Annotated in this window: 29 protein-coding genes; 20 read left to right on the forward strand and 9 right to left on the reverse strand. The window is 73.2% G+C overall.

What is annotated here, in order from left to right; genetic code table 11:
- From NBW76_RS13395 to NBW76_RS16940, 5 genes are all read left to right on the forward strand, one after another.
- Entirely contained in the window at window positions 1-1,716 is a 1,716-nt protein-coding gene (locus NBW76_RS13395; protein WP_082481931.1) for an acetolactate synthase, read from the forward strand.
- Window positions 1,717-1,776: 60 nt separating this feature from the next.
- Entirely contained in the window at window positions 1,777-3,513 is a 1,737-nt protein-coding gene (locus NBW76_RS13400; protein WP_055966830.1) for an ABC transporter ATP-binding protein, read from the forward strand.
- Window positions 3,510-5,327: an ABC transporter ATP-binding protein gene (locus NBW76_RS13405; RefSeq protein WP_056553867.1), complete on the forward strand. Its 1,818-nt coding sequence runs from the start codon at window positions 3,510-3,512 to the stop codon at window positions 5,325-5,327. The genes NBW76_RS13400 and NBW76_RS13405 overlap by 4 nt, the downstream gene beginning before the upstream one ends.
- Window positions 5,324-5,692, forward strand: a complete 369-nt coding sequence (locus tag NBW76_RS13410) for a thioesterase family protein (RefSeq protein WP_055966823.1) — start codon at window positions 5,324-5,326, stop codon at window positions 5,690-5,692. The genes NBW76_RS13405 and NBW76_RS13410 overlap by 4 nt, the downstream gene beginning before the upstream one ends.
- 102 nt (window positions 5,693-5,794) lie before the next feature.
- Window positions 5,795-5,869 (forward strand): 50S ribosomal protein bL37, encoded by a 75-nt coding sequence (locus NBW76_RS16940; RefSeq protein WP_369797015.1) that lies wholly within the window; start codon window positions 5,795-5,797, stop codon window positions 5,867-5,869.
- A 102-nt stretch (window positions 5,870-5,971) separates the two neighbouring features.
- Here the strand turns inward: NBW76_RS16940 and rsrA are convergent, their stop codons facing one another.
- From rsrA to NBW76_RS13430, 4 genes are all read right to left on the reverse strand, one after another.
- Window positions 5,972-6,259 carry a mycothiol system anti-sigma-R factor gene (rsrA, locus tag NBW76_RS13415; RefSeq protein WP_055966818.1) on the reverse strand — a complete coding sequence of 96 codons (288 nt, stop codon included), beginning with the start codon at window positions 6,257-6,259 and terminating at the stop codon, window positions 5,972-5,974.
- The gene (locus NBW76_RS13420) at window positions 6,256-6,864 is read right to left on the reverse strand and encodes a sigma-70 family RNA polymerase sigma factor (RefSeq protein WP_056554839.1); all 609 of its coding nucleotides are present in this window, start codon (window positions 6,862-6,864) and stop codon (window positions 6,256-6,258) included. The genes rsrA and NBW76_RS13420 overlap by 4 nt, the downstream gene beginning before the upstream one ends.
- A 289-nt stretch (window positions 6,865-7,153) precedes the next feature.
- Window positions 7,154-7,885 (reverse strand): SOS response-associated peptidase, encoded by a 732-nt coding sequence (locus NBW76_RS13425; protein WP_056553865.1) that lies wholly within the window; start codon window positions 7,883-7,885, stop codon window positions 7,154-7,156.
- Window positions 7,886-8,094: 209 nt separating this feature from the next.
- Window positions 8,095-8,745, reverse strand: coding sequence for a hypothetical protein (locus NBW76_RS13430; RefSeq protein WP_056553863.1), 651 nt, complete (start codon window positions 8,743-8,745; stop codon window positions 8,095-8,097).
- Between the two features lie 171 nt (window positions 8,746-8,916).
- On the opposite strand from NBW76_RS13430, the gene NBW76_RS13435 reads away from it, so the two are divergent.
- The 4 genes from NBW76_RS13435 to rsgA all read left to right on the forward strand — a co-directional run bounded on the left by NBW76_RS13435 (window position 8,917) and on the right by rsgA (window position 13,613).
- A complete protein-coding gene (locus tag NBW76_RS13435; protein WP_056553860.1) occupies window positions 8,917-10,653 on the forward strand; it encodes a sigma-70 family RNA polymerase sigma factor in 1,737 nt (578 codons plus the stop codon).
- 86 nt (window positions 10,654-10,739) lie between these two features.
- On the forward strand, window positions 10,740-11,225 hold the full coding sequence (locus NBW76_RS13440; RefSeq protein ID WP_055966807.1) for a DoxX family protein: 486 nt from the start codon (window positions 10,740-10,742) through the stop codon (window positions 11,223-11,225).
- Between the two features lie 61 nt (window positions 11,226-11,286).
- On the forward strand, window positions 11,287-12,564 hold the full coding sequence (aroA, locus tag NBW76_RS13445) for a 3-phosphoshikimate 1-carboxyvinyltransferase (protein ID WP_056554836.1): 1,278 nt from the start codon (window positions 11,287-11,289) through the stop codon (window positions 12,562-12,564).
- A complete protein-coding gene (gene rsgA / locus NBW76_RS13450) occupies window positions 12,561-13,613 on the forward strand; it encodes a ribosome small subunit-dependent GTPase A (RefSeq protein WP_055968499.1) in 1,053 nt (350 codons plus the stop codon). The genes aroA and rsgA overlap by 4 nt, the downstream gene beginning before the upstream one ends.
- A gap of 6 nt (window positions 13,614-13,619) precedes the next feature.
- Here rsgA and NBW76_RS13455 read toward each other — a convergent pair whose 3' ends face one another.
- Window positions 13,620-13,946 carry a hypothetical protein gene (locus tag NBW76_RS13455; protein WP_056553857.1) on the reverse strand — a complete coding sequence of 109 codons (327 nt, stop codon included), beginning with the start codon at window positions 13,944-13,946 and terminating at the stop codon, window positions 13,620-13,622.
- A 114-nt stretch (window positions 13,947-14,060) separates the two neighbouring features.
- Between NBW76_RS13455 and NBW76_RS13460 the strand changes: the two genes are divergently transcribed.
- The 4 genes from NBW76_RS13460 (at window position 14,061) to arfB (ending at window position 16,784) form a co-directional block, all read left to right on the forward strand.
- A complete protein-coding gene (locus NBW76_RS13460; RefSeq protein WP_056553854.1) occupies window positions 14,061-15,002 on the forward strand; it encodes an inositol monophosphatase family protein in 942 nt (313 codons plus the stop codon).
- A gap of 119 nt (window positions 15,003-15,121) precedes the next feature.
- Window positions 15,122-15,553, forward strand: coding sequence for a CBS domain-containing protein (locus tag NBW76_RS13465; protein ID WP_056553851.1), 432 nt, complete (start codon window positions 15,122-15,124; stop codon window positions 15,551-15,553).
- A 198-nt stretch (window positions 15,554-15,751) separates the two neighbouring features.
- Entirely contained in the window at window positions 15,752-16,357 is a 606-nt protein-coding gene (locus NBW76_RS13470) for a PadR family transcriptional regulator (RefSeq protein WP_056576641.1), read from the forward strand.
- Complete coding sequence (gene arfB, locus NBW76_RS13475; protein ID WP_056553844.1) at window positions 16,350-16,784, forward strand: alternative ribosome rescue aminoacyl-tRNA hydrolase ArfB; 435 nt, start codon at window positions 16,350-16,352, stop codon at window positions 16,782-16,784. The genes NBW76_RS13470 and arfB overlap by 8 nt, the downstream gene beginning before the upstream one ends.
- Window positions 16,785-16,810: 26 nt before the next feature.
- Here arfB and NBW76_RS13480 read toward each other — a convergent pair whose 3' ends face one another.
- Both NBW76_RS13480 and NBW76_RS13485 read right to left on the reverse strand, forming a co-directional pair.
- Window positions 16,811-17,098: a hypothetical protein gene (locus NBW76_RS13480; RefSeq protein WP_055966789.1), complete on the reverse strand. Its 288-nt coding sequence runs from the start codon at window positions 17,096-17,098 to the stop codon at window positions 16,811-16,813.
- Between the two features lie 115 nt (window positions 17,099-17,213).
- Window positions 17,214-18,452 carry a Fic family protein gene (locus tag NBW76_RS13485; protein WP_235492929.1) on the reverse strand — a complete coding sequence of 413 codons (1,239 nt, stop codon included), beginning with the start codon at window positions 18,450-18,452 and terminating at the stop codon, window positions 17,214-17,216.
- Window positions 18,453-18,610: 158 nt separating this feature from the next.
- Here NBW76_RS13485 and NBW76_RS13490 point away from each other — a divergent pair, with 158 nt between their 5' ends.
- Complete coding sequence (locus NBW76_RS13490) at window positions 18,611-18,910, forward strand: hypothetical protein (RefSeq protein ID WP_055966787.1); 300 nt, start codon at window positions 18,611-18,613, stop codon at window positions 18,908-18,910.
- 45 nt (window positions 18,911-18,955) lie between these two features.
- The gene (locus tag NBW76_RS13495) at window positions 18,956-19,450 is read left to right on the forward strand and encodes a DoxX family protein (RefSeq protein ID WP_056553841.1); all 495 of its coding nucleotides are present in this window, start codon (window positions 18,956-18,958) and stop codon (window positions 19,448-19,450) included.
- Window positions 19,451-19,488: 38 nt separating this feature from the next.
- Here the strand turns inward: NBW76_RS13495 and NBW76_RS13500 are convergent, their stop codons facing one another.
- Window positions 19,489-20,493 (reverse strand): nitronate monooxygenase family protein, encoded by a 1,005-nt coding sequence (locus tag NBW76_RS13500; protein WP_055966782.1) that lies wholly within the window; start codon window positions 20,491-20,493, stop codon window positions 19,489-19,491.
- A 162-nt stretch (window positions 20,494-20,655) separates the two neighbouring features.
- On the opposite strand from NBW76_RS13500, the gene NBW76_RS13505 reads away from it, so the two are divergent.
- Window positions 20,656-21,051 (forward strand): nuclear transport factor 2 family protein, encoded by a 396-nt coding sequence (locus NBW76_RS13505; RefSeq protein ID WP_056553838.1) that lies wholly within the window; start codon window positions 20,656-20,658, stop codon window positions 21,049-21,051.
- Here NBW76_RS13505 and NBW76_RS13510 read toward each other — a convergent pair.
- A complete protein-coding gene (locus NBW76_RS13510; protein WP_056553835.1) occupies window positions 21,048-23,282 on the reverse strand; it encodes an MMPL family transporter in 2,235 nt (744 codons plus the stop codon). The genes NBW76_RS13505 and NBW76_RS13510 overlap by 4 nt on opposite strands.
- A gap of 91 nt (window positions 23,283-23,373) precedes the next feature.
- Here NBW76_RS13510 and NBW76_RS13515 point away from each other — a divergent pair, with 91 nt between their 5' ends.
- From NBW76_RS13515 to NBW76_RS13530, 4 genes are read left to right on the forward strand one after another with little or no spacing between them, the layout of a single operon-like run.
- Window positions 23,374-23,964, forward strand: coding sequence for a TetR/AcrR family transcriptional regulator (locus NBW76_RS13515; protein ID WP_055966776.1), 591 nt, complete (start codon window positions 23,374-23,376; stop codon window positions 23,962-23,964).
- Window positions 23,965-23,985: 21 nt separating this feature from the next.
- A complete protein-coding gene (locus NBW76_RS13520) occupies window positions 23,986-24,933 on the forward strand; it encodes a hypothetical protein (RefSeq protein ID WP_056553829.1) in 948 nt (315 codons plus the stop codon).
- Window positions 24,930-25,214, forward strand: a complete 285-nt coding sequence (locus NBW76_RS13525) for a DUF2470 domain-containing protein (protein WP_056553826.1) — start codon at window positions 24,930-24,932, stop codon at window positions 25,212-25,214. Before NBW76_RS13520 ends, NBW76_RS13525 begins: the two co-directional genes overlap by 4 nt.
- Window positions 25,215-25,238: 24 nt before the next feature.
- The gene (locus NBW76_RS13530) at window positions 25,239-26,774 is read left to right on the forward strand and encodes an acyl-CoA carboxylase subunit beta (protein WP_200914531.1); all 1,536 of its coding nucleotides are present in this window, start codon (window positions 25,239-25,241) and stop codon (window positions 26,772-26,774) included.
- Window positions 26,775-26,783: the final 9 nt, after the last annotated feature.

Genomic DNA, 26,783 nt, shown 5'->3' on the forward strand with positions numbered 1-26,783 from the left:
ATGTCACAGAACGACGGCACCGCAGGGACCCCGACCGAGACCGGGAACGACCAGAGCGCCGACGAGGTGCGCTCCGCGCACGGGGGCGTGCACGCGCTCGAGGTCGCCCGCGCCCACGGCGTCCAGGCCATGTTCACCCTCTCCGGCGCCCACGTGTTCCCGATGTACGACGCCGCGGTCACCGCCGCCGACCCGATGCCCATCATCGACGTCCGGCACGAGCCCACCGCCGTGTTCGCCGCCGAGGCCGTCGGCAAGCTCACCCGCACCCCGGGCCTGGCCGTCCTCACGGCTGGACCCGGGGTCACCAACGGCGTCAGCCCGGTCGCCCAGGCCCACTTCGCCGGCTCGCCCCTGGTCGTGATCGGCGGTCGTGCGCCGGAGGCCCGTTGGGGCATGGGCACGCTCCAGGAGCTGGACCACCCGCCGATCTTCGAGACGGTCTCCACCTGGGCCTCCACCGCCCGGACCGTCGGCGACATCGCCCCCACCGTCCACGAGGCCTTCACCCGCGCCGGGTCCTCGCACCGCGGCCCCACCTTCGTGGACGTGCCCATGGACGAGTTCTTCAACTCCGGCCCCGTCACGGCACAGCCAGGACTCCAGCGGGCCCGGATCGAGCCGGACCCCGACGACCTCGCCCGCGCCGGTCGCCTCCTGCAGGAGGCGCGTCGCCCGGTCCTCGTGCTCGGCACCGACGTCTGGGCCGACGGTGCCGAGGAGGCCGCTCAGCGCTTCGCCGCCGAGACCGGCATCCCCGTCATCGCCAACGGCATGGGTCGCGGCATCCTGCCCGGCGGGCACGGCCAGCTCGTCACGAAGGCCCGGTCGGCGGCCTTCAGCGGCGCCGACCTCGTGGTCGTCGCCGGGACCCCGCTCGACTTCCGCCTCGGCTACGGCGTGTTCGGTGGCAAGGACGGCGCCACCCCGGCGCGCGTGGTCCACCTCGCCGACTCCCCCGCCCAGCTGTCCACGCACGCCACGCTGGCCGCCTCCGCCTCGGGCGACCTCACCGTCGTCCTCGACGGCATCCTCTCGGCCCTGCAGTCCGCCCCCGGTGCGCGCCCGGACTGGACGCCGTGGCTGACCGAGCTGCAGGACGTCGTGGCCGCTGCCGCCGCACGCGACGTCGACCTCCTCGGCTCGCAGAGCGACCCCATCCACCCCGCGCGCATCTACGGCGAGCTGCTCCCCCGCCTGGCCGACGACGCCGTGGTCATCGGCGACGGCGGTGACTTCGTGTCCTTCGCCGGGAAGTTCGTGGAGCCGCAGCGCCCCGGTGGCTGGCTCGACCCAGGGCCGTACGGGTGCCTCGGCGCGGGCATGGGTGCGGCCATGGCCGCCCGCATCACGCGGCCCTCCAGCCAGGTCGTCGTGCTGTTCGGCGACGGCGCTGCCGGCATGTCGCTCATGGACGTCGACACCCTCGTCCGTCACGACCTGCCGGTCGTCATGGTCGTGGGCAACAACTCCGCCTGGGGGCTGGAGAAGAGCCCCATGCAGATGCTCTACGGCTACGACGTCGCCGCGGACCTCGCTCCGAACACGCGCTACGACCAGGTCGTCACGGCGCTCGGCGGTGGCGGCGAGATGGTCACCGACCCCGCCGAGATCGGTCCGGCGATCGACCGGGCGTTCGCGTCGGGCGTGCCCTACCTCGTCAACGTCATGACCGACGTGTCGGCGCAGTACCCCCGCACCACCCACGGCGTCTGAGGTCGGCGCGGGACCCGACCGGACCGCCGCGTCCCGCGCGGGTGAGGGTAGCCTCACCTCGTGGCGAGCACGAGGACGCAGGTCGAGGCCCCTGGGACGGGTCCGGACGACCGCACCCCGCCCGACGGGGCCGGCGCACTGCTGCGTCGGAGCGTGCGACGCCAGGCCCGCCAGCTCGTTCCCGGCTACTCCCTGCTCGTCGTCTGGCAGCTCTGCGAGACCCTCGTGCCGGTCGTCATCGGCCTGGTCGTCGACCAGGCCGTGGACGGCGGCACCCTGGGCGACCTGGCCTGGACGCTCGGCGTCCTGGTGGCACTCTTCCTCGTCCTGAGCAACGGCTACCGCTACGGCGCCCGGTTCATCGTGCGCGGCATCCAGACCGAGGCGCACCTGCTGCGCGGGGAGGTCTCCGCCCACGTGCTGCACCCGCGCGGAGCGCGCACCGACCGGCTCGCCGGCGAGACGCTCTCGATCGCGACGTCGGACGCCGAGCTCGTCCCCTCCGTGCTGCACCAGCTCGGCTACGCGCTCGCGTCGCTCGTCGCCGTCGTCGCGACGGCCGTCTACGTCCTGTCCGTCGACGTCGTGCTCGGTCTGGTGATCCTGCTCGGCGTGCCCGGCGTCCTGCTGGTCATCCAGGCGCTCGCCCCCCTCGTGGCCAGGCGCACCCGCCGCCAGCAGGAGAGCACCGCGTCCGCCTCGGGCGTGGCCGCCGACGTGCTGACGGGACTGCGCCCGCTCAAGGGCATCGGCGGTGAGGACGTCGCTCTCGGCCGGTACCGGTCCGCCAGCCGGCAGGCGAGCAGCGACACCATCGCCGTCGCGCGCTCCTGGGGCTACCTGGCCGGACTCACCACCGCACTCAGCGGGATCCTGCTGGCCGTCGTCGCGGTCGTGGCCGGCGAGCGCGCCCTCGACGGCACCATCGGTCTCGGTCAGCTCATCGCGCTCGTGGGCCTGACCCAGTTCCTCGCGGAGCCGATCCGCGGCCTGGGCGACGTGAGCGCGCAGTTCGCGGCGTCGCGCGCCTCGGCCGGACGCATCGTGGAGTTCCTGAACACCCCCCGTGTGCTCGCCCCCGGCGGTCGCGGACCGTCCGAGGACCGTCCCGGCCTCGTGCTCGAGTCGGCCGTCGTGGGACCCCTGCGGGGGGTGGACCTGCGGACCTCGGCCGACGAGCTGGTCGCCGTGAGCATCGACGACCCCGCCGTCTCCGACACGCTCATGGCCGTGCTCACGGGCGAGGTCACGCTCACGTCGGGCCGGGCGCGACTCGGCGACGTCGACCTGCACGAGCTGTCCGTCGAGGGTCGACGCTTGCACCTGCTCGTCGCCTCGCACCACTCCGGCGTCTTCGAGGGGACGCTGCGCAGCACGGTCGACCCCGGCGGCGAGCGCACCGACGCGGACCTCGCGCCCGCCCTGGCTGCGTCGGCGGCCGACGACGTCGTCCGCCTGCACCCCGACGGACTCGACCGCGCCGTGCGTGCCGCCGGCTCGAGCCTGTCCGGCGGTCAGCGGCAGCGCCTCACCCTGGCCCGGGCCCTCGCGACGGACCGTCCGGTCCTCGTGCTGCAGGACCCGACGAGCGCGGTGGATGCCGTGACCGAGCAGAACATCGCCCGCGGCGTGCGCCGGCTGCGTCGGGGACGCACCACCCTCGTCATCACCTCCAGTCCCGCGCTGCTCCAGCACGCCGACCGCGTCGTGGTGGTGCGCGACGGACGCGTCGTGGCCGAGGGCACCCACGCCGACCTCGTGCGCGATCCCACCTATCGCGCGGCGGTGGACCGATGAGCACGGACGAGGCGACGAACGCCCACCTGCTGCCGGTCGCCGACCCACGAAGCACGACGGCCGTCGCGTGGCGGCTCGTGCGCGCCCGTCGGGCGAGCCTGGCGCTGACGATCGCCTCGTTCCTGCTCACCGGCTTCGCCGGGGTCGTGCCCGTGCTGATGATCGGCCGGATCGTCGACGCCGTGCGCGAGGACGGGACCCTGCGCGAGATCGTCGTCGCCGCCACGGTGATGGTGCTCGCCGGTCTCGTCGCCGGACTGTTCTCGACGCTGTCGTCCGCGGCACTGGCGCAGGCCGTGGCGCCGGCCTTGGCCGAGCTGCGCGAGGACGTGCTGGACCGTGCCCTGCACCTGGAGTCACAGCGGATCGAGCAGGCAGGCATCGGCGACGTGCTGAGCCGTGTGGGTGACGACGTCCGCAAGCTCACCGAGGCGCTCGACGAGGCCATCCCCCTCCTGCTCGGCTCGCTGTCGGCCATCGGCTTCACGGTCGGCGGACTGTTCACGCTCGACTGGCGCCTCGGCCTGGCCGGTCTCGCCGCCGCGCCCTGCTACGTGCTCGCGCTCCGCTGGTACCTGCCCCGCTCGATCCCCTACTACCGCGCCGAGCGAACCGCCGAGGGTGCGCGGGCCGAGGCGCTCATCACCGGGGTGCGCGACGCCGCGACGCTGCGGACGTTCGGCGTGGAGCGCATCGCGCTCGAGCGGATCGAGCGCCGCTCCGCCGCCGCCGTCGAGATCACCGTCGACGTGTTCAGGCTCTTCACCCGCTTCGGCGCCCGGATGAACGGGTCGGAGTGCGTGGGCCTGGTCCTGGTGCTGGGCACCGGGTACCTCCTCGTGTCGAGCGGTGCCGCGAGCGTCGGCGACGCCACCGCCGCTGCGCTGTTCTTCCATCGCCTGTTCAACCCCATCGGGGCGGTGCTGTTCGTCTTCGACGCCGTGCAGGCGAGCGGAGCGGCGCTGGCCCGGCTGGCCGGCGTCGTCCTCATCGCGCCGCGCGACCACGCCCCCGTGGACGTCGGTCCCGACCCGACGTTGCGGCTCACGGGTGTGCACCACGCCTACGAGGTGGGCCGTCCGGTGCTCGCACCGATCGACCTGGAGGTGCGCCCCGGGGAGCGCGTGTCCGTCGTCGGGGCCACCGGCGCCGGGAAGACCACTCTCGGGGGGATCGCCGCCGGGACCCTCTCCCCGAGCGGCGGCAGCGTCCGACTCGGCGCCCTCGACATCACCACCGCCGCCGAGACCGTCGTGCGCCGGCACGTGGCGCTCGTCTCGCAGGAGGTCCACGTCTTCGCCGGCACGCTGCGCGACAACCTCGTCCTGGCCGACCCGCACGCCGACGACGACACGCTCTGGGCGGCGCTCACCGCCACCGAGGCAGCGGCCTGGGCACGGACGCTCCCCCACGGCCTGGACACCGTGGTGGGCGACCTCGGCCACCCCCTCACCCCGGCCCAGGCCCAGCAGCTCGCCCTCACCCGGGTGCTGCTGCTCGACCCGCAGGTGGTCGTGCTCGACGAGGCCACGGCGGAGGCAGGGTCGTCCGGGGCCCGTGAGCTCGAGCAGGCCGGCGAGGCCGTCACCCGCGGACGCGCCGCGCTCGTCATCGCCCACCGGTTGAGCCAGGCCCGCACGGCCGACCGGGTGATCGTGATGGAGCACGGCGCGGTGGTCGAGGAGGGGCCCCACGACGACCTCGTGCGGGCCGGCGGGCGCTACGCGGCCCTCTGGTCGGCGTGGTCGGACGCAGGAACCGGGGACGTCGGGCAGGCTGGGTCGTCCCCCGCCCGTGACCTGGAGGACCGATGACCCGCAGTGCATCCGTGACCCACACCGTCGGCGACGCCGACACGGCCGCCGCCCTCGGCAGCGGTGACCTGCCGGTGCTGGCGACGCCGCGCGTCCTGGCCTGGCTGGAGGCAGCGACGTGCGCGGCCCTGGACCTCGACGACGGCCGCACGAGCGTGGGCACGAGGGTCGAGGTCGAGCACATCGCCGCCAGCCCCGTGGGGGCGACGATCACCGCCACGGCGGACCTGGTGCACGAGGACGGCCGACTCCTGCGCTTCCGGGTCGCCGCCCACGACGGGCACGGGACGCTCGTGGCGCACGGCGAGGTCCGTCGCGTCGTCGTGGACCGCGCGCGCTTCCTGGAACGAGTGCCCCGACCCTGAGCGACCCTGACCCGTCGCCCTCGGTCCCGGGCCGCGGACCACGTTCGCAGGCGAGCGGGACGATGTGGGACGATGGACGCTGAACGTCTGAGGAGGACCATCATGGGCAAGACCGGCCGCAAGCGCCGCGCGCGTCGCAAGAAGGGCGCGAACCACGGCAAGCGCCCCAACGCGTGACCTGACGCTCCTCGCGGAGCGCACAGACGATCGAAGCCCCCGTCCGGTGACCGGACGGGGGCTTCGACGTCGCCGGGACCGACGCCGCGGTCGGTGGACCGGTCAGGTCTGGCGGTACTCGGAGATCTGCACCTGCACGGTGCGGATCGAGAACAGCACCTTGTCGCGCAGCGGCTCGGGCGCGACCTCGCTGCACGAGCGCGACACCAGCGACTTCACGAGCCGCTCGAGGTCGTACTCGGTGAGGCACTCGCTGCAGTCGTCGATGTGGGCCTGGATCTCCGCGCAGCTGGCGCTGTCGATCTCGCGGTCGAGGAACAGGTAGAGGCTCTCGAGTGCGGTCTCGCAGTCAGGGCCGTCGCAGCCGTCGGCGGTGAGGTCGTCGCTCATGAGTCGCTCACCCCGCTCACGGCCATGCCGCGGTCGCGGGCGTAGTCGGCCAGCAGCTCACGCAGCTGACGGCGTCCGCGATGCAGACGGGACATGACGGTGCCGATGGGCGTGCCCATGATCTCGGCGATCTCCTTGTAGGGGAACCCCTCGACGTCGGCCAGGTAGACCGCGTAGCGGAAGTCCTCCGGCAGCGCCTGCAGCGCATCCTTGACGTCGCTGTCGGGCAGCCGCTCCAGCGCCTCCATCTCGGCCGACTTGAGGCCCGAGGACGAGTGCGCCTCGGCGGCAACGATCTGCCAGTCCTCGATCTCGTCGGTGACCTGCTGCGGCTGACGCTGCTTCTTGCGGTACGAGTTGATGTAGGTGTTGGTGAGGATCCGGTAGAGCCAGGCCTTCAGGTTGGTGCCGGGCTTGTACTGGTGGAAGGCGCTGAACGCCTTGGCGTACGTCTCCTGCACCAGGTCCTCGGCGTCCTGGGGGCTGCGCGTCATGCGCAGACCAGCGGAGTAGAGCTGGTTCAGGAACGGCAGGGCCTCGGCCTCGAAGCGAGCCTGTCGCTGCTCCGGCGTCTCCGTGGCGACGTCGACGTCGCTGTAGTCGATGGCGACGGCTCCGTCGTGGCTGCCGTCCTCGACGGTCGAGGTGGCGTCGACGGACCCGGCGTCGGACGCGTCCGACGTGGGCGGGGGTGGTCTCGGGGGTGTTCGTCATCGTGCTCCAGCCTACTCCCGACGTACGACGTCCGTCGTCCGAGCGGGGGCCGCGAGCGACCGGACCCGTGGTGGTGGGGCTGGCGAGGGTGCGTTCAGGGCACGCGAGCATGTCGACCTCCTTCGTGAGGTGGAACGACGTGGCCGTGGGCTGTATTCCGAACCGTGCGCCGCGCAGGGCCTACTCGGCGGGAAGGGGCTCGACGAGCTCGGGGCCGTTGTTGCGGACGTTGTTGACCTGGGTCGTGACGGGCCACGCGTCGAGACGTCCCGGCGTGGCCGGCACCAGCAGGTCGAGCAGCTCGGCCGCCGGCCGCTCCACCGGGCTCAGCCACGTATCGCGGACCTCCGGCGCCACCAGGAGCGGTGCGCGGTCGTGGAGCATGCCGTCGCCGCCCTCGGCGCTCGTGGTGAGGATGGTGAACGTCACGAGCCACGGCTCCTCCGCCGAGGACCGCCAGAACTCGTAGAGCCCGGCCAGGCCCAGCACCTCACGGCGGCCGTCCTGCTCGCCGGAGGTGATGTAGAACGGCTGCTTGGGCGCCTTCGGGCCCTGGCCCGCGTACCACTCGTAGTAGCCGTCGGCCGGGACGATGGCACGCCGCCGCGCGAAGGCACGCCGGAACGACGGCTTCTCGGCCACGGTCTCGGACCGGGCGTTGATCATCCGGCTGCCGATGGAGCGGTCCTTGGCCCAGCTCGGCACGAGACCCCAGGTGGCCGCCAGGAGCTCACGCCGCGGTGGCGCCGACTCCTCGGCGTCCTCCCGGGCCCGGCCGACCACCACCGGCGCCTGCTTGGTGGGTGCCACGTTCCAGTCGGGCGGCGGCAGCTCCGCACCGTCGGCCAGACGGGCCGCGAAGGCGTCGTCGAGGTCGCTCGAGGTCCGGGTGGTCGCATACCTGCCGCACATGGGGCCAGCCTTCCACGCCGCACCGACGGTGCGGTGGGACCGGGATCGATCGAGCCTCCCGGCCCCCGTTCTGCGTTGTGACACGCGTTCTGGACAGTTGCGGGTCACGTGGAGCCCGATCCATGCCCCGGAGGTGTCCGAAACGGAGTGACGGCCCGGCACCCCCGCCGGGCCCGACGCAGCCCTGGTGCGTCGGGTCCGGACGGGTGTCAGCGCGCCAGGGCCTGCAGGAGGCCCGGCAGGTCCCCGGCCGTGGGCGGAAGCTCCTCCACCCACAGCCGGGGCGCACCCCCGCCGTCCGGCGTGCGCCCGAGAAGCACACCGACCAGCGCGAGGGTCGTGGCGTGGGCGCGCTCGCGCGCCGTCAGCACCACGAAGCGGCTCGACCCGACCCGGGCCACGGTCTCGTCGCCCGGGAAGACCGATCGCAGGACCTGCCCGACCTCGACGGCCCTCAACGAGGCCTCCAGGGGCGAGCGTCGTCGGTCGTCGGACGGCTCGACCACGACGAGGACGTGACCGTCGCCGGCGCGCTGCTCCTCGACAGCGGCGGCGCGGTACACGTCACCCAACCTGCTGTGCAGGTGGGGCACCGTCGACAGCGAGGTCAACGGGTCCTCGCACCCTGCGTCGTGCACGCGCCCGAGTGCGCGCTCCGCCCAGGCGAGGCACGCAGCCCGCACCGACGCGTGTCGGGGGGCTCCGTCGAAGGCACGCTCCACGAGATCGATGACCTCGTGGAGCGGGGACCCGTCCGCCGCTGCACTCGCTCCCACCACGTGTGCAACGGCATCGACGTCGGTCCGACCGTCGCGAACGGCCTCGACCAGCGACGTCGCTGCGTGCTGGGTGTCGTCCATGACGGTCCTCCTCTCGTGTGCGGTGACCATGGGACGGCCGGGGGCGGTGATCGTGACGCGATCGGCGGAACTTTCTCGACTCGGGTCCGATGGCCCCCGACCGGCCGGGCGTGACGTGCAGGAACGTTCCTCGTTGGACCCCGTGGGAGTGCAGACGAGGGAGCCGAACCGATGGACGACCTGATCGAGACGACGCAGCAGCGCAGCGACGCGCAGCTGATCGCTGCCGTGCGTGCCGGCGACACCGCGGCCTACGGTCTGCTGTTCCAGCGGCACGCGGCCGCCGCGACCCGCCTCTCCCGCCAGCTCCTGAGCACCGGCGAGGCCGACGACCTGGTGTCGGAGGCCTTCCTGAAGGTGCTGAGCCTCCTGCAGGACGGCAAGGGTCCCGACGAGGCCTTCCGCGCGTACCTGCTCACCGCGGTCCGGCGCCTGCACGTGGACCGCATCAGGGCCACGACCCGCACCCGTCCCACCGACGACGAGCACGTGCTCGACCGGGGTGTGCCCTTCGACGACGCCGTGAGCGCCGCCTTCGAGAACGACGCCGCCGCGCGCGCCTTCGCGTCGCTGCCCGAGCGGTGGCAGCTGGTGCTGTGGCACCTCGAGGTCGAGGGGCAGAAGCCCGCGGCCGTCGCACCGCTGCTCGGCATGAGCCCCAACAGCGTCTCCGCCCTGGCCTACCGCGCACGGGAGGGTCTGCGGGCCGCGTACCTCGAGAGCCACGCGGCGGCCACCACCGACGAGGCCTGCCGCGCCGTGACACCTCTGCTCGGCGGCTTCGTGCGCCAGACGCTGTCGGCCCGCGACACCGCGAAGGTCGACCGGCACCTCGACGGGTGCCGACGCTGCACCGGCGTCCACCTCGAGCTCGTGGAGGTCAACCAGAACCTGCGCGGTCTTCTCGCGCCCGCCCTGCTCGGACCCGCCGCCGCGGGCTACCTCGGGGCGACCGGGACGGCCGCCGCCGCCCTGGGGGCCGGGGGGATCGCGGCGGGAGGAGTCTGGGCGACGGCCGGCACGGCGGCCGGGGGGTCGCTCGCCGTCGGCACCACCGCGGCCGGCGGCGGGTTCGCCGCCGCGAGCGGCTACGCCGGGGCGACCATGCTGACGTCGGCGATCGTCTCGCAGGTCGCCCGGGTGGCTCTCGTGCCGGCCCAGGCCGCCGCCGCGACGGCCGTCAGCGCCGGGACGCCCGCCGTGGTCGCGACCACCGTGGTCACCGGGGCCTTGACGACCGGCATGGTCGTCGGCGGGACGGACCTGCTCACCTCGGCGCCGCCCGCGGTGGTCGCCTCGCCGAGCCCGTCCAGCCCCCTGGCGCCGGAGTCGACCGCGGCGCCCACCACCGAGCCGACGCCGGAGCCCACCACCGAGCCGACGCCGGAGCCCTCCGCGGAGCCCACCCCGGAGACGCCGGTCGAGACGACGCCGCCCGCACCGACCCCGGCCACCGCGGACGCCTCCGCCTCTCCCGACCAGCCCGTCTCCGAGCAGCCGGTCGTCACGCCCGCGCCGCCGCCGGTCACGCCCACCGACTTCTCCCTCGGCGCCGCCACGGTCACGAACGACTCCACCCTCCTGCAGCGCCGCGTGGTCGTCCCGATCGCCGCCGACGGCGGCAGCAACCCCGTGGCGCGCACCGTGACCATGACCGTGTCGTTCGACCGGACCGTGAAGTTCCGTGGGATCCCCGGCGACGGGTGGGCGTGCGACGCCACCCGCAACCAGCGGCTCCGCACGCTCCGCTGCAGCGCCACGCTGCCCGCCGGACAAGGCGGCTCGTTCCCCTTCAAGGTCATCGGCGCCCGCCCCGCCGCCACCGTCACCGTCACCGCGCCCGACGATCCCCGCTCCGACAACGACACCACCACGTTCCGGTCCACGGGCTGGCTCCTGCCGATCTGATCGAACCGGTCCGTCGCCTCGAGCGCGCTCGGGCCCGCTCGCGCGCTGACGTTGTGGAACTCGCCGACGTTGGCATGATGGGAGCCATGACCGTCCTGCGCACCATCGCCCGTCCCCTGCTCGCGTCGATGTTCGTGTACGGAGGTGTCAACGCGCTGCGCAACGCCCCCGCCATGGGCCCGAAGGCCGAGCCCGTGGCCGACGCGCTCGGCAAGGCCGCGCCGCAGCTCGCGACGTCGCCCACGAACCTGGTGCGGGTCAACGGCGCCGTCCACGTGGTCGCGGGCACCGCGCTGGCCACGGGTCGCTTCCCCCGGCTGTCGGCGTTCGTGCTGGCCTCCACCCTGGCACCCACGACGGCCGTCGGGCACCCCTTCTGGAACGAGACCGACCCGGCGTCGCGCCAGAACCAGACGGTGCACTTCCTCAAGAACCTCTCGCTCATCGGCGGACTGCTCATGAGCACGCTCGACCCCGACCCGCACAAGAAGTTCATCGGCACCCGCGCCAAGAACCGGGTCGTCGACGCGAAGGGCGTCGTCGTCGAGCGCATCGACGACCTGCGTCCCTGAGCCCGAGACGTCTGGCCCGAGACGTCCGGTCCGGCGCGCCGGTTCACTACAGTGGGGCGTGATGAACGCCCCGCTGCCCTGGCTCGCCCCCACCCGTGAGAGTCCTGTCGACGCGCAGGTGCTCGTCCCCGGCTCCAAGTCCCTGACCAACCGTGCGCTCGTGCTGGCCGCGCTGGCCGACGGCCCCTCGGTCATCACCCGTCCGCTCGGCTCCCGCGACACGCAGCTCATGGCGGCGGCCCTCGGCGCCCTCGGAGCCGGCGTCGAGAAGGACGGCATGACGTGGCGCGTCACGCCGGTCGACCGCACCCGGACCGGCTCGACGGCCGTCGACTGCGGTCTGGCCGGGACGGTCATGCGGTTCGTCCCACCGCTCGCGGCCCTCGGCTCGTCCGCCGTCACGTTCGACGGTGATCCGCACGCGCGACGGCGACCGATGGGTCAGACGATCGCCACGCTGCGCGACCTGGGTGTCCGGGTGGACGACGGCGACCGCGGCTCGCTGCCCTTCGTCGTCCACGGCACCGGCGCCGTGGCCGGTGGGCCTCTCGTGGTCGACGCGTCGGCCTCGAGCCAGTTCGTCTCCGCGCTGCTGCTGGCCGCGCCCGCCTTCACCCAGGGCCTCGACCTGCAACACCGGGGCGCTGCCCTGCCCTCGCTCCCCCACGTGGAGATGACCGTCACGGAGCTGCGCCGACGCGGCGTCGAGATCGACGACTCCTCCCCCGACCGGTGGGTCGTGAGCCCCGGTCCGGTGCGCGCGCTCGACGTCGAGATCGAGCCCGACCTCTCGAACGCAGGGGTCTTCGTGGCGGCGGCGGTCGCCACCGGCGGCTCCATGCGGGTCCGCGGCTGGCCCGAGCAGACCCAGCAGGCCGGCGACGCGTGGCGCGAGCTGGTCGTGGCCTTCGGCGGCACCGCCGAGCGCGACGGCGCCGACATGGTCTTCCGCGGCGGTCCCTCGATCAGCGGGGTCGACCTCGACCTGCACGACGTCGGCGAGCTCACCCCCGTGGTGGCTGCGCTCGCCGCTCTCGCCGACGGCCCGTCGCGACTGCGGGGGGTCGCGCACCTGCGCGGCCACGAGACGGACCGGCTCGCCGCGCTGGCCACGGAGCTGAACCGGCTCGGTGGCGACGTCTCCGAGACCGACGACGGGCTCGAGATCCGTCCGCGCCCCCTCCACGGCGAGATCTTCGAGACGTACGACGACCACCGCATGGCGCACGCCGCCGTGGTCCTGGCCCTCAAGGTCCCGGAGCTGTTCGTGGAGAACGTCTCGACGACCGTGAAGACCTACCCCAACTTCGCGCCGGTGTGGGAGCGCCTGGTCGCGTGAGGCAGGACGACGAGCACGCCGCGTTCGAACGACCGCGTCGCCGCACGCGCCCTCGCACGAAGGACCGACCCAACTACGACGACGCGCCCCTGGCCCGTGTGGTCACGATCGATCGTGGCCGCTTCACGTTGCGTCTGCTCGATCCCGACCTCCCGCCGACCGCCGGTCTCGTCACCGCCATGAAGTCACGCCCCATCGGACGGCAGGGCGTGGTGGTCGGCGACGAGGTCAAGGTCGTCGGCGACGTGAGCGGCGCCGACGGGACGCTGGCCCGCATCGTCGAGGTGCTGCCCCGCCGCACCGTGCTGCGCCGCACCGCCGACGACGACGACCCGATCGAGCGGGTGGTGGTCGCCAACGCCGACCAGCTCGTGGTGGTCACCGCCCTGGCGGACCCTCCGCCGCGACCCGGCCTCATCGACCGCTGCCTGGTGGCGGCGTTCGAGGCCGGCATGGAGCCGCTCGTCTGCCTCACCAAGTCCGACCTCGGGTCGCCCGACGAGATGCTGGCGCTCCTGGAGCCCCTCGACGTCCGCACGGTCGTCACGCGGCGCAGCGGCACGGGCCCGGGCGACGACGAGCGGGGCGACGGCATGGAGAGCCTCGACGAGCTGCGCGAGGCCCTGGCCGGCCGCGTGAGCGTGTTCATCGGTCACAGCGGGGTGGGCAAGTCGACCCTGGTCAACGCCCTCGTCCCCGGGACCGGCCGCATCACCAGCCACGTCAACGAGGTCACCGGCCGCGGTCGTCACACGTCGACGTCGGCGCTGGCCATCGAGCTGGAGCCCACCGACGGCGGCGACGGTGGCTGGATCATCGACACCCCCGGCTTCCGCTCGTTCGGTCTCGCGCACGTTCAGGTCGACGACGTCCTGCGCGCGTTCCCCGACCTCGACGACGCGACCCGCGACTGTCCTCGCGGCTGCACGCACGCGGCCACGGAGCCCGAGTGCGCGCTCGACCTGGCGGTGGCCGCCGGGACGCTGCCCACGGCCCGGGTCGAGTCCTTCCGCCGCATCGTCGCGGCCAAGGACACCACGGCCTGGTGAACGGGCTCAGAAGCTCCCGAGCCAGAGCGCGATGACCACGCCGACGGTGGCGGCCACGAGCTCCAGCACGGCGACGCGCCGCATCCAGCGGCGTCCACCGGAGAGCACGAGGACGAGGGCGGGGAAGCCCCACGAGATCGCCGCACCGGCGAGCATGAGCAACGCTCCCTGGCTCTGCTCCTCAGGGCTCGGCGACTCCCCGAACAGGCTGAGTCCGGTGACGAAGCCGAAGAAGCCGAGCCACGGTCCGAACGGCCACAGGAGCAGCAGGACGACGGAGACGGCGAGGCCGGCGCGACCGGGCGACGCGGCCCGGGACGTCGAGGGGTCCATCGGGCCACCGTACGTGCCGCGCGTCCGCTCGACACCTCGCCGCGCGCAGGCACGACGTGCGGCAGCACCCCCTGCCTCCCCCACCCCGGCGAACCACGCCGTTACCCTGCGACCATGACGCACTCCTGGAACGACGACGTGCGGCTGGCGCACGTGCTGGCCGACTCCGCCGACAACCTGTCGATGGACCGGTTCGGCGCGATCGACCTCGAGGTGTCGACGAAGCCGGACATGAGCTACGTGACCGAGTCCGACCAGGCGGTCGAGGAGACCATCCGTCGCATGCTGAAGTCCTCCCGCACCCGTGACGTGGTGCTCGGCGAGGAGCAGGGCGAGCAGCTGGGCTCGACCGGGTCCCAGGAGCGCCGGTGGATCATCGACCCGATCGACGGCACGTCCAACTTCGTGCGCGGGGTCCCGGTGTGGGCCACCCTCATCGCCCTGGAGGAGGACGGCGAGATCGTGGTGGGCCTCGTCTCGGCGCCGGCGCTGGGCCGACGCTGGTGGGCCTCGAAGGGCGCCGGCGCCTACACCGGCAAGTCGTTCATGCACGCCCGCGAGATCCGCTGCTCGCAGGTCTCCGACCTGTCGTCGGCGTCGCTGTCGTTCAGCTCGGCCCCCTCGTGGGAGGACATCGGCAAGGGCGAGGCGTTCTGGGCGCTCGCGCGCCGGTGCTGGCGGACCCGCGGCTACGGCGACTTCTGGTCGCACATGCTGGTCGCCGAGGGAGCCGTCGACATCGCGGCCGAGCCCGAGCTGAAGCTGTGGGACATGGCCGCCCTCGACGTCATCGTGCGCGAGGCCGGTGGACGGTTCACGTCGCTGGACGGCTCCGACGGCCCGTGGGGCGCGAACGCGATCTCGACGAACGGCCGCCTGCACGACGCCGCCATGGCCTACCTCGGCCACTTCCCCGACGCCGAGGACACCGACCTCGACGGCGTCGAGGACGATGACGCCGAGGACGATGACGCCGAGGACGCCGGCGGCGGCACTGCCGGCACCGTGCGCCGCCTGGACTTCTCGCGTCCCTGGGGCTCGCCCGACGCACCCTGACCTCCGCGGCCGGTGGAGGTCCGGCGCCCTTCGGCGGCCCGGTCCCGGCGCACGCCGTCGAGGGTGGCGGCCTGCCGTGTGACCCGCGTTACACTGGCGTGGAGTCTCCAGGAGGCACCATGCGAGTCAGCGACGTCCTGTCCTCCAAGGGCAGCGCCACCGTCCACACGATCGCGCCCGAGGCCACGGTCTCGGACCTGCTCGAGGCGTTCGCGACGCACGACGTCGGCGCCCTGGTGGTGAGCGAGGACGGCTCCACGATGGTCGGGATCGTCTCCGAGCGCGACGTGGTGCGCAAGCTGCGCCACGTGCCCGACGCGCGGTCGGCGACCGTGGCCTCGATCATGACCACCGAGGTGCTCGTGTGCTCGCCCGAGGACTCGTTCGGCTCCCTCATGGCCACCATGACCGAGCACCGCGTGCGCCACGTGCCGGTGGTGGTCGACGACCGGCTGGCGGGCGTCCTGAGCATCGGCGACGCCGTGAAGCACCGGATGGAGCAGCTGGAGTTCGAGCGCGACCAGCTGAGCTCCTACGTCGCGGGCGGCTGACCGACCCCTGCCGTCACGCGGCCGCCGAGCCCCGAGCCCGGCTCCGTCGTCACGCCCCCGCCCTGACGGACCGTGCCCGGCCGGCGTCCGGCTGGACAGGTGTGGGTTGACGTCGATACGTTATCGATATATCGTTGACCTATCACCAACCGATCGGCCCGTGATCCGGCGTCGATCGAACGACCGAGGAGGCTTCCCATGAGGAACCACGATCACCACCACAGCCCCGACCGCCGCCGTGAAGATCCGCGGGACCGGCGTCGGGGTCGCCGCGGCCCCGGACCCGACTGGAGCCTGGGCGGCCCGCCACCCTTCGGCGCCGACCCGTCCACGGACGGGCCCGGACGCCGGGGCCGACGCCAGCGAGGCGGCGACGTCCGCGCCGCCGTGCTGCTGCTCCTGGACGAGCAGCCACGCCACGGCTACGACCTCATCACCGAGATCGGCGCCAGGAGCGACGGGAGCTGGACACCCAGCCCCGGCTCCGTCTACCCGGTGCTCCAGCAGCTGGAGGACGAGGGTCTCATCGAGATCGAGAAGGTCGACGGTCGCAAGACCGCGAGCCTGACCGAGACCGGACGGGCCCACGTCGAGGAGCACCGCACTCGGCTCGGCACTCCCTGGGAGGTCCGAGGAGGACGCCCGCAGGCAGCGCGCGAGCTGCGCGAGTCGCTCGGCAGCTTCATGGCCGCGTGGCAGCAGGTCGTCCGCACGGGCGACGCCGCACAGCACCAGAGGACGATCGCGGTCGTCGACGACGCCCGCAAGGCGCTCTACCGCGTCCTCGCCGACGACGATGCCTGAGCACGCCCCGGGCCGTCACGACCGGTTCCGGGTACCCGACGACGAGCTGCGCTGGAGGTTCAGCCGTTCGTCGGGACCCGGTGGTCAGCACGTCAACACCAGCGACACCCGTGTCGAGGTCAGCTGGGACCTCGCCTCCAGCTCGGCGCTGTCGGCCACCCAACGCGCCCAGGCGCTCGAGCGGCTGCGCACGCGCCTCGTCGACGGCACGCTGACGATCGCCTCGTCGCAGTACCGCTCGCAGCACCGCAACCGCGAAGCCGCTCGCGTACGGCTGGAGCAGGTCGTGGCCGCCGCGATCGTCCCTCCACGCCCCCGCCGCGCCACGCGGCCGACCCGCGGCTCGCAGCAACGCCGCATCGACGCGAAGAAGCGCCGGGGCGACGTCAAGCGCGCACGCCGTCGCCCCGGGCCGAGCGACGGCTGAGGCGTCCCGCCCCGGCGGGGCGTCCGTCAGTCCGGCTTCTCGACGTCGGCCTCGTGCGTGGCACCCGCGCCCGGGGGCGTCTCGGTCTCGCCGTCCTCGTCGCCGCTGTCCGCCGACTCGTCCGCGTCGCCCTCCCGATCGGGATCGGCACCGTCGACACCCTTGACCCCCTCGGGCTGGTCGACCTCCGGCGGGGAGGGCACGTCGGGGGCCAGCGACCCCTCCGAGGGCTCCGGGACGTCGGGACCGGGCGGGTCGTTCGGCACTCCGGGGTCGTCGGCGTCGACCTCACGGCCTGGCTGGTGCTCGCTCATGCGTACCTCCGTCGTCGGGTCGTGCGTCCGGATGCGCCACGGACCCGGCCGTCGAGGCCGGGCGGCACCCGTCCGTCCATCCTGACCGCTCAGCGCGCCGCACGCGACCGGAGGCTCAGCGGTCGCGCAGACGGCTGACGGCCACGATCCGGTCGTTGAGGTCGGTGAGCTCGTCGAGGATGTCCCGAGCCGACCACACCCGGTCCGCACCGCGGCCCGAGACGCGGTCCGTCACCCCTCTGCTCGCAGGCACCAGGACGTCGGCGGCGCGCAGCACGTCCACGGCGGCGGCGCTCTCCTCGAGGTCGAGGTCGAGCCGCTCGGCCAGCTCGGTCACGGTGACGGTGGGGAACTCCGGCAGCGAGACGAGGACCCGGTGCACGGGCGAGCCGCGGCGCACCGGACCGAGCCGCTGGTCCCAGTCCTGGCGGATCTCGTGGAGCGCGGTCGCCGTGCGCCGGCTCTCGTGGGTCGCCACGATGACGGCACCGGTGAGCATCGCGATGATCGGGCGCGCCTGCCCCTCGCGGTAGTCGCCGAGCGCGTCGAAGTACTTCTCGCGATGGGCGACGAGCGCCGACGCGATCGGCACGGTGAGGTGCGTCGTGACGCGTCGGCGGCGCAGCACAGCGTGGATCAGGGTGCGACCGATGCGTCCGTTGCCGTCCACGAACGGGTGGATCGACTCGAACTGGGCGTGCGCGACGGCGGCCTGCACGAGCACGGGGACGTCGTCGCGATTGGCGAACGCGAACAGGTCCTCCAGCAGCTCCGGCACGAGTGCAGGGGGTGGAGGCACGTAGAGCGCGTTGCGCGGCGTGTAGTCGCTGCCGCCGATCCAGTTCTGCACCGTGCGGAAGCGACCGGCGTTGTGCTGCTGGTCGATGCTGCGCCGGAACAGGACGGCGTGGGCGTCCTGCATGGACCGCTGTCCCAGCACGCCGCTCACCTCGGCCTGCGTGATGATGCCGGTGAGGGCGTCGGTGGCAGCCGCCATCGACACGGCGGAGGCGCTGGAGCGCGCGCCGAGCACGGCCTTGCCGTAGTCGGCCAGGCTGGCCTCGATGTTCTCGATCTTGGAGGACGCGACCGACTCCGTGCGCAGCAGCAGCCGGTTGAGCGCCCTCAGGCGACGCCCGTGGCTGCCGTCGAGCTGGCGCAGGCCCGCCAGGGCGTTGGCCATCGACGAGGCGAGCGGCCGGTCCGCGTCGTAGTCCGCCCCAGCGATCCGCGGGGGCTCACGCACCTCGATCTCGCGCAGGAGGCGGTCCGCCCGTGGCCCACGCTCGACCTGCTGGCGCCACGGCACCACCACCCGTGCGTGCGGCTCCCAGTCCGGCTCGGCCTCGTCCACACCCCCAGTCTCCCAAGGCCGCCTCCCACCGGGGTCCATCGGGTCGATGACGCCGCACCACGCACAGGTCCTGAACTTGTTCATCTCGGCGTGCGACTGAACAAGTTCTGTCCTACTTTGGGAGTCCCTTCCCGATCAGACCCCAGGAGCACACGATCATGTCGAGCGCGGACGCCCTCACCGCCACCGTCACCTTCCACCTCGTCCGAGACGCCGCCGCCCTGCGCGCCGTCGTCGAGGCGATCGGCGCACTCGACCGACCGGGCCTGCGGGCGCTCGGCAGCACGACGGGGCACGGCCACGTCGTCGCGATCGAGTCCGACAACCTGGCCGACGCCATCCGTGGCCGCGGCATCGTCCGGCTCGTCGATCCCCGGTCCCGACGGCTCGACCACGCCCAGCCCGAGGTCCTGGACGGGCGCGGCGCCGCGCCCATCGCCGCCGGCCTCGCCGGCTGACCTCCCTACTCGCCGAGCGAGCCTCGCGGGCGGCATCATCGGGACATGGACCTCGACGTCGCCTCCGCCCTGCTCCGCGCCACCCTCGGCGCCGTCTTCGTCGCGCACGGCTGGAACCACGGCTTCGGACCCGGCGGGCTGGACGGCACCGCCGGCTGGTTCGACAGCATCGGCCTGCGTCCGCCGCGCGTGCAGGCCGCCGTGTCGAGCTACCTGGAGATCGCCGTCGGGCTCGCCCTGCTCGCCGGCCTGGCCACCCCCTTCGCGGCGGCCGCCGGCGTCGGGATCATGACGACGGCGTTCGTCACGGTGCACCGCCGGAACGGCTTCTTCATCATCAAGGAGGGGTACGAGTACGTGCTGCTCGTCGCCGTGGCGCTCACGGCGCTCGCCACGCTCGGGCCGGGCCGGTGGTCGGTCGACCACGCCGTCGGCACCGTGGCCGACGGCTGGCCGATCGGGCTGGCCGTCCTCGGCGTGGGGATCGCCGGCAGCGCCGCGATGCTCGCGGTGTGCTGGCGACCACCCGCCGCCGGCTGACGGGTGGTCTCGGGTGCCGGGTCGGACCCGGAGCCGTATCAGGCGGGCGTGAGGCTGAGCTCGCGCCGGCCGTCCCACACCGGGGCCGCCAGCGCCTCGTCGTACTCGGCCCGCAGCTGCTCCACGAGCGCGGACACCGACTGGCGCCGACCGATGGCGCCGATGCCCTGGCCCGAGCCCCAGATGTCGCGCCAGGCCTTGGCCTTGGGCTGGCTGTCGTCGCCCCCGGTCCCGAAGTCCATCGCCGACGGGTCGGACTCCGGGAGCGCGTCGGGGTCGAGCCCCGCCGCGACGATGCTGCCGCGCAGGTAGTTGCCGTGGACTCCGGTGAAGAGGTTGCTGTAGACGATGTCGGCCGCCGAGGAGCCCACGATCATGTCCTTATACTCCTGGGCCGCGTTCGCCTCGTCGGTGGACAGGAACGCACTGCCCACGTAGGCGAGGTCGGCGCCGGCGACCTGGGCCGCCAGGATCGAGCGTCCGTGGGCGATCGCGCCGGACAGCAGCACGGGTCCGTCGAACCACTGCCGGATCTCGCGGACGAGCGCGAAGGGCGACTGCGTCCCGGCGTGGCCACCGGCCCCCGCGGCCACGGCGATGAGGCCGTCCGCCCCCTTCTCGATCGCCTTGTGCGCGAAGCGGTCGTTGATGACGTCGTGCAGCACGATGCCGCCGTAGGAGTGGATCGCCTCGTTGACGTCCTCACGAGCGCCGAGCGAGGTGATGACGATCGGCACCTGGTGGTCCACGCACTGCTGCAGGTCGTGGTCGAGCCGGTCGTTCGACCGGTGCACGATCTGGTTCACGGCGAACGGCGCGACCGGCCGGTCGGGGTGCGCGGCCGCGAACGCGTCGTTCTGCTCGTTGATCTGGCTGAGCCAGTCGGTCAGCAGCGACGCCGGGCGCGCGTTGAGCGCGGGGAACGAGCCGATCACGCCGGAGGTGCACTGGGCGACCACCATCTCCGGGCCCGACACGATGAACATCGGGGAGGCCACGACAGGAAGGGCCAGGGGTCGGCGCAGGATCTCGGGCAGGGCCACGGCGGGTCTCCTCGTTTCGTCCGGAGCGAGCATCGATCGGGTGATCGTCCCGCGTACTATGCAACTCATTGCATAGTCTGGGCCACAGCCTAGCGTGGCTCCCGAGCCTCGTCATGCCGAGGTGAGGCAGACCACAGCGGCACCTCGACCACAGGAGGAACCATGACCGACCCCCGTCCCGCCCCGGTCCGGGCCTGGCACGACATCGTGCGCACCCAGGACCTCGACCGGCTCGACGACCTGCTCGCCGACCACGTGGTGTTCCGCTCCCCCGCCGTGCACACGCCCCAGGAGGGAAAGGCGCTCACCACCGCCTACCTGACCGCGGCACTCCTCGTCCTCGGCCCGGGCCTCACCTACCACCGCGAGCTCGTCGGCGAGGACTCCGCGATGCTCGAGTTCACCACCGTGGTCGGCGGCAAGCAGGTGCACGGCATCGACCTGATGCGTTGGGACGGCGAGGGGCGACTCGTCGAGTTCACCGTGATGGTGCGTCCCCTGCAGGGCCTCACCGCCCTGGTGGAGGCGATGGGCGAGGCCCTGCAGCGTCGTTCCTAGCGCTGGGGCGCCGACTCCCGCTCGGCACGCAGCCGAGCCGTGAGGCCCTCCCCCTCGATGTCGAGGTTCGGCAGGCTGCGGTCCAACCAGCGAGGGAGCCACCACATCCGCCGACCGACGATCGACATGAGGGCCGGCACCAGCAGCATCCGCACCAGGAACGCGTCCGCGAGCACCCCGATCGCGAGCGCGAAGCCGATGGTCTTGATGATCGGGTCCGACCCGCCGACGAAGCCGGCGAACACGCCGATCATGATCAGGGCCGCTGCCGTCACCACGCGAGCACTGTGCTGGAAGCCGACCACGACCGCCTCGCGCGCCTCGCGTCCGTGCACGTACTCCTCGCGCATCCGGGAGACGAGGAAGACCTCGTAGTCCATCGCCAGGCCGAACAGGATGCCCGTCAGCAGCAGCGGGAGGATGAAGACGACGGGCGCCTCGGTGTCCAGGCCGATGAGGCCCTGGAGCCAGCCCCACTGGAAGACCGCGACGGTCACGCCGAGCGAGATGCCGACCGATGCGAGGAAGCCCACCGTGGCCTTGAGCGGCACGAGCAGGGACCGGAACACGAGCACCAGCAGCAGGAACGCGAGACCGACCACCACCAGGAGGTAGGTGGGGAACGCATCGGCGAGGGTGTCGGCGATGTCGACGCCCGCGGCGGTCTGGCCCGTCACGTAGGCCTTCGCACCGGAGTCGCCCAGGTCGGTGAGCCTCTCGCGCAGGTCGGTCACCAGGTCCTTGGTGGCCTGGTCCGAGGGCCCGCTCTCGGGGACGACGGTGATCACGGCGAACTTGAGCTGCTTGAGCATGCCCTGGTACCGCGCCACGGCCTCCGGGTCGTCCGGGTCCGTCAGCGGAGGCACCACGGCGGCGACGTCCTTCTCCACCGAGCCGACGGCCGCGAGCGCCGTGTCGACCGCGGCGGTCGGGTCGGACGCCCACTGGGTGTCGACGACGACCGTGAGCGGCCCGTTCGCCCCGGCACCGAAGCTCTCGGAGATCCGGTCGTAGGCCTGGCGCGCCTCGGTGCTGCGCGGCTTCGTGCCGTCGTCGGGCAGGGCCAGCTGCATGGAGGCGACCGGCACCGAGAGCACGACGGCGGCGGCCAGACCGAGCACGAGGGCCGGCCAGCGGAAGCGGGTCACGAGCTCGACCCAGCGGCGGCCGTTGGTGCGGACGCCGTCGCTCTCGGTGTCGCGCTGCTTCAGACCGGGGATCCGCCCCGAGGTGACCCGACGTCCCGCGAACGAGAGCAGGGCCGGGAGGAGGGTCAGGGCGATGAGCACCGCGAGGGCCACCGTGACGGCAGCCGCCAGACCCATCTGCGTGAGGAAGGAGATGCCGGTGATGGACAGACCGGTCAGCGCGATCACGACGGTGAGGCCGGCGAAGACCACCGCGGAGCCGGCAGTCCCGGTGGCGATCGCGGCCGCCTCCTCGTGACTGCGACCGGCCTGCACCTCGTGCTTGAACCGCGACATGATGAACAACGCGTAGTCGATCCCCACGGCCAGGCCGAGCATGCTCGCCAGTGCGGGGGTGACGGAGGACAGCTCGACGAAGCCGGACAGCGTCGTCACGCCCAGGAGTCCGATCCCCACACCGACGACCGCGGTGAGCAGCGGCATGCCGGCGGCCACGAGCGAGCCGAAGGTGATGAGCAGGACGACGAACGCGATCACGATGCCGACCGCCTCGGCGAGGTGCCCGCCGCTGGTGGTCACGCCGGTCGCGTCGCCACCCACCACGGTCGAGTACCCGGCGCCCTCCAGCGCCTCGGCGGCCTTCTGCAGCGCACCGCGGTCGGCGTCGGTGAGCTCACCGGCCTGGCGGTCGTAGGTCACCGTGGCGTACGCGGTACGACCGTCCTGGGAGACCGTTCCCGACGTGTAGGGCTCGGCCACCGCGGCCACGTGGTCGGTCTGGGCGACCTCGAGCGCGGAGGCGAACGCCTGCTTCGCGTCCGCGTCGGTCATCGATCCGCCCGAGGGAGCCTGCGCCACGATCCGCGCGATCGCGCCGTCGGTCGAGGCGTCGGGGCTGCGGTCCTTGATCAGGTCGAACGCACGACTGGACTCGGTGTTGGGCAGCTCGAAGGAGTTCGACGTCGGCCCCGAGAGGGTGAGGGCCCCCACGCCGCCGAGCGCGAGCAGCGTGACCCACACGCCGATCACCCGGAACCGTCGCCGGAAGCTCCACCGACCGAGCCGGTACAGGTGCCAGGCCATGAGCGCCCCTCTCTCGGGCGGGGCCCGAAACCTCGTACTGAAAGTTTCTCCCATCTTCGCACGAACACCCGGTTCGGGCTATTCTCCTGCCATGGGGCTGCGTGAGATGAATGCCACACGGACGCGAGAACTGCTCGCCGAGACCGCGATGGCCCTGTTCGTCGACCGCGGCTACGACGCCACGACCATGGAGGACGTCGCGCACGAGGCCGAGGTCGGCATCTCGACCGTGTACCGCTACTTCCCCTCGAAGGAGCAGCTCGCCACGGCGTTCCTCGGCGACCCCGGTCTCATGGCCGACGCGTTGGCCGCCCGTCCGGACGACGAGGACCCGGAGCTCTCGCTCGGCCACGCCCTCACGGCCTTCCTCGAGCACACTCGACGTGCCAACCGACACGCCGACCGGTTCCAGGAGCTCGTCGCCACCAACGCACGGGTCCGCGGGCGTGTCATGGAGTGGCTCGCGGAGTCCCAGGAGCGACTGTGCGAGGCGCTGGCCGCACGTCACGGGGTCGAACCCGACGACCTCGCCGTGGGCGCCACGGCCTGGCTCGCGATCTACGTGCTCCTCAAGACCGACGAGCAACCCGGGGACGGACGGACCGCGAGCGAGGTCGGACGCGACGTGATGCGGCGTCTGGCCGCAGGACCCCTTCGCGCACCGCTCGCCCCCGACGCCTGACCGGTTTGGCACGATCGATCCGTGACCACGCCCCAGACCGGTGGAGAGCCCAGCCTCCCCGAGGACGCCGCGCCCGGCCCGGCGCAGGACGCCGTCGCGCTGCTGCTCGACCAGTGCGCACGGACGTCGGCAGGACGACACACCGATCCCGCGCTCGTGGCCGCCGTCGTGGGCGTCGAGCGAGTGGCGGACCTCGTCGGGTCCCGCGACACGCAGACGCTGCGTGCCGCCGTGACGGACGGTCTGGCGGGGCCGCGGGACTCCGACCTCGGTGCGCTCCTGGTCCAGCTCCGACAGTCGATCGCCCTGGCACTCTCCAGGCCCGGCCCCGACTGGAAGGCGGACGCGACGGTGCTCAATCCCGCCACGGGCGGCCATCACGTCGCCACCGACCTGGACGTGCTCCGCACCGCGACCCGGGCCGCGACGCTGTCGTACGGAGCAGCTCCCTACTACCGGGACCGCTACGGTCGCCGCGGCGCGCAGTTCTCGGTCTCGGACTCCGCCTGGATCGCCCACCTGGCCGATGCGCCGCGCGAGACGGCGGCGCACCAGGTGACCTGGCTCAGCACCATGCTGACCCACCGCGGCATGCCGACCTGGCTCATGGAGCGCCACCTCGCGACGATGGTCGACCAGCTCGGCGGGGCGGGGCTCGCGGTCGGCGCCCTCCCCCACGCGCTCACCGTGCTCGCGGCCCGTCGACGAGCCGCGGTGGACGACGACCTGCTGGAGCAGGCGGAGACCTGGGTCCGGGAGACCGTGGTCGCACCGCCGACGGCACCGACCGGGCGGCTGGTCGCGGCGGCCGTGGCCGACGTCCGGTCCGGCGTCGCCCCCAGCTCCGCTCCCCTGATGGACTGGCTGACCCACGAGGACCGCGCGGACACGGCCGACGCCTCCGCCCTGCGCGTCGTCCACGACAGGGTCGCGGCTGCTGCCGGGACGAGAACAGGAGAACACCCATGACCGCCTTCGGACCCGAGGTCGTGGCAGCGGTGCTCGAGCACATGAACGCCGACCACCGCGACGACAGCCTCACCATCGTGCAGGGCCACGCCGTCCGGCGCGCGACGTCGGCGACCATGACCGGGCTCGACGCCGACGGAGGCGACTGGAGCGCGGTGGTCGACGGCGTGCCCGTTCCGGTGAGGGTCCCCTGGACCGAGCGCGCGGTCGAGCGTGCGGACCTGCGACGCGAGATCGTGCGTCTGCACGACGCAGCACGCGAGCGGCTCGACGCCGGCTGAGCCGTGGTGGGGCAGGATCGGGCCGTGGACATCCGACCCGAGCTGCTGGAGCTGCTGGCCCGACGCGCCCTCACCGAGGACGCGGCACGCCCCGAGGCGGTGGAGCGGCTGCACGCGCGCGGCGGGCGCACGGCCCGCGAGAACGTGGCCGCCCTCGTCGACCCCGGCAGCTTCGTGGAGTACGGCCGCTTCGTCACGGCGGCGCAGAGCGACCGCCGCAGCGACGACGACCTGCTCGACCGCACCGTCGCCGACGGGATCGTCGGCGGTCTCGCCACGATTGACGGCCGAGCCTGCGCCGTGCTGTCCTACGACTACCTCGTGATGGCCGGCACCCAGGGGATGCGCGGCCACGCCAAGACGGACCGGCTCCTCGACGTCGTCGCCCGGCTCGGCCTGCCGACGGTCTTCTTCGCCTCGGGCGGCGGGGGCCGGCCGGGCGACACCGACATCCCCCTGGTCTCCGCGCTCGACGTGACCACCTTCGCCGCGTGGGCCAGGTTGTCGGGCCGGGTCCCCCGCGTCGCCGTGGTCGACGACAACTGCTTCGCCGGCAACGCCGTGGTGGCGGGCTGCGCCGACCTGGTGGTCGCCACGTCCCGCGCATCCCTGGGGATGGGCGGTCCGGCGATGATCTCCGGCGGTGGCCTCGGCGAGGTGGCCGCGGCCGACGTCGGCCCCCTCGACGTGATGACGGCGAACGGGGTGGTCGACGTCGTGGCCGACGACGACGAGGCGGCCGAGGTGGCTCGCGACCTCCTGGGCTACTTCCTGGGTCCCCGCGAGGACTGGTCCGCCGCAGACCAGACCCCGCTGCGGGACGCGGTGCCCGAGGGCGAGCGACGTGCCTACGACCTGGCGCCGATCCTCGAGACGATCTTCGACGACGACAGCGTCCTGCCGCTGCGGCCGGGCTTCGCCCCCGAGCTGTGCACGGCGCTGGCCCGCCTGGAGGGGCGCACGGTCGGCGTCCTGGCCAACGACACGCGGCACGTCGCCGGGGCCGTCACCGCCGACGCCGGCGACAAGGCGGCCCGCTTCCTCCAGCTGTGCGACGCGCACGGGTTCCCGGTCGTCTCGTTCGTCGACACCCCCGGGATGATGGTCGGCCCCGAGGCCGAGCGCACCGGTCTGGTGCGCCACACGTCGCGGCTCCTGGTGGCCGGGGCGTCGCTGCAGGTGCCGATGATCGGCGTGGTCCTGCGCCGGGCCTACGGCCTCGGCGCGCAGGCCATGCTCGGCGGAGGACTGCACGAGCCGCTCATGACCGTGGCCTGGCCCGGAGCCCACCTCGGCGCCATGGGGCTCGAGGGAGCCGTGCGGCTGTCGATGCGCAAGGAGCTCGAGGCCATCGAGGACGAGGCGGAGCGTGAGCGCACCGTGCGCGAGCTGACCGCGCTGGCGCAGGCCCACTCCGGAGCCCTGAACGTCGCACGGCACGCCGAGCTCGACGACGTGATCGACCCTGCCGAGACGCGGGGGTTGCTGGTGCGGCTGGTCGACGCGGCTGTGCGCGACGGACGGCTCGTCGGGTCCGGACGCACCGTCGACACCTGGTGACGGCGGTCG

Origin of the sequence: Aeromicrobium sp. Leaf245, assembly GCF_942548115.1 — a bacterium.
Classification (GTDB): Bacteria; Actinomycetota; Actinomycetes; order Propionibacteriales; family Nocardioidaceae; genus Aeromicrobium.

What these genes read in the sequence shown, in the direction of transcription:
- aroA (WP_056554836.1), top strand. Translation starts at nt 11,287, where the DNA reads ATGAACGCCCCGCTGCCCTGGCTCGCCCCCACCCGTGAGAGTCCTGTC.
- NBW76_RS13435 (WP_056553860.1), top strand. Translation starts at nt 8,917, where the DNA reads ATGGACGACCTGATCGAGACGACGCAGCAGCGCAGCGACGCGCAGCTG.
- NBW76_RS13440 (WP_055966807.1), top strand. Translation starts at nt 10,740, where the DNA reads ATGACCGTCCTGCGCACCATCGCCCGTCCCCTGCTCGCGTCGATGTTC.
- NBW76_RS13510 (WP_056553835.1), bottom strand. Translation starts at nt 23,282, where the DNA reads ATGGCCTGGCACCTGTACCGGCTCGGTCGGTGGAGCTTCCGGCGACGG.
- rsrA (WP_055966818.1), bottom strand. Translation starts at nt 6,259, where the DNA reads ATGAGCGACGACCTCACCGCCGACGGCTGCGACGGCCCTGACTGCGAG.
- NBW76_RS13460 (WP_056553854.1), top strand. Translation starts at nt 14,061, where the DNA reads ATGACGCACTCCTGGAACGACGACGTGCGGCTGGCGCACGTGCTGGCC.
- NBW76_RS13465 (WP_056553851.1), top strand. Translation starts at nt 15,122, where the DNA reads ATGCGAGTCAGCGACGTCCTGTCCTCCAAGGGCAGCGCCACCGTCCAC.
- arfB (WP_056553844.1), top strand. Translation starts at nt 16,350, where the DNA reads ATGCCTGAGCACGCCCCGGGCCGTCACGACCGGTTCCGGGTACCCGAC.
- NBW76_RS13495 (WP_056553841.1), top strand. Translation starts at nt 18,956, where the DNA reads ATGGACCTCGACGTCGCCTCCGCCCTGCTCCGCGCCACCCTCGGCGCC.
- NBW76_RS13430 (WP_056553863.1), bottom strand. Translation starts at nt 8,745, where the DNA reads ATGGACGACACCCAGCACGCAGCGACGTCGCTGGTCGAGGCCGTTCGC.
- NBW76_RS13470 (WP_056576641.1), top strand. Translation starts at nt 15,752, where the DNA reads ATGAGGAACCACGATCACCACCACAGCCCCGACCGCCGCCGTGAAGAT.
- NBW76_RS13425 (WP_056553865.1), bottom strand. Translation starts at nt 7,885, where the DNA reads ATGTGCGGCAGGTATGCGACCACCCGGACCTCGAGCGACCTCGACGAC.
- NBW76_RS13410 (WP_055966823.1), top strand. Translation starts at nt 5,324, where the DNA reads ATGACCCGCAGTGCATCCGTGACCCACACCGTCGGCGACGCCGACACG.
- NBW76_RS13525 (WP_056553826.1), top strand. Translation starts at nt 24,930, where the DNA reads ATGACCGCCTTCGGACCCGAGGTCGTGGCAGCGGTGCTCGAGCACATG.
- NBW76_RS13405 (WP_056553867.1), top strand. Translation starts at nt 3,510, where the DNA reads ATGAGCACGGACGAGGCGACGAACGCCCACCTGCTGCCGGTCGCCGAC.
- NBW76_RS13515 (WP_055966776.1), top strand. Translation starts at nt 23,374, where the DNA reads ATGGGGCTGCGTGAGATGAATGCCACACGGACGCGAGAACTGCTCGCC.
- NBW76_RS13505 (WP_056553838.1), top strand. Translation starts at nt 20,656, where the DNA reads ATGACCGACCCCCGTCCCGCCCCGGTCCGGGCCTGGCACGACATCGTG.
- NBW76_RS13480 (WP_055966789.1), bottom strand. Translation starts at nt 17,098, where the DNA reads ATGAGCGAGCACCAGCCAGGCCGTGAGGTCGACGCCGACGACCCCGGA.
- NBW76_RS13395 (WP_082481931.1), top strand. Translation starts at nt 1, where the DNA reads ATGTCACAGAACGACGGCACCGCAGGGACCCCGACCGAGACCGGGAAC.
- NBW76_RS13455 (WP_056553857.1), bottom strand. Translation starts at nt 13,946, where the DNA reads ATGGACCCCTCGACGTCCCGGGCCGCGTCGCCCGGTCGCGCCGGCCTC.
- NBW76_RS13490 (WP_055966787.1), top strand. Translation starts at nt 18,611, where the DNA reads ATGTCGAGCGCGGACGCCCTCACCGCCACCGTCACCTTCCACCTCGTC.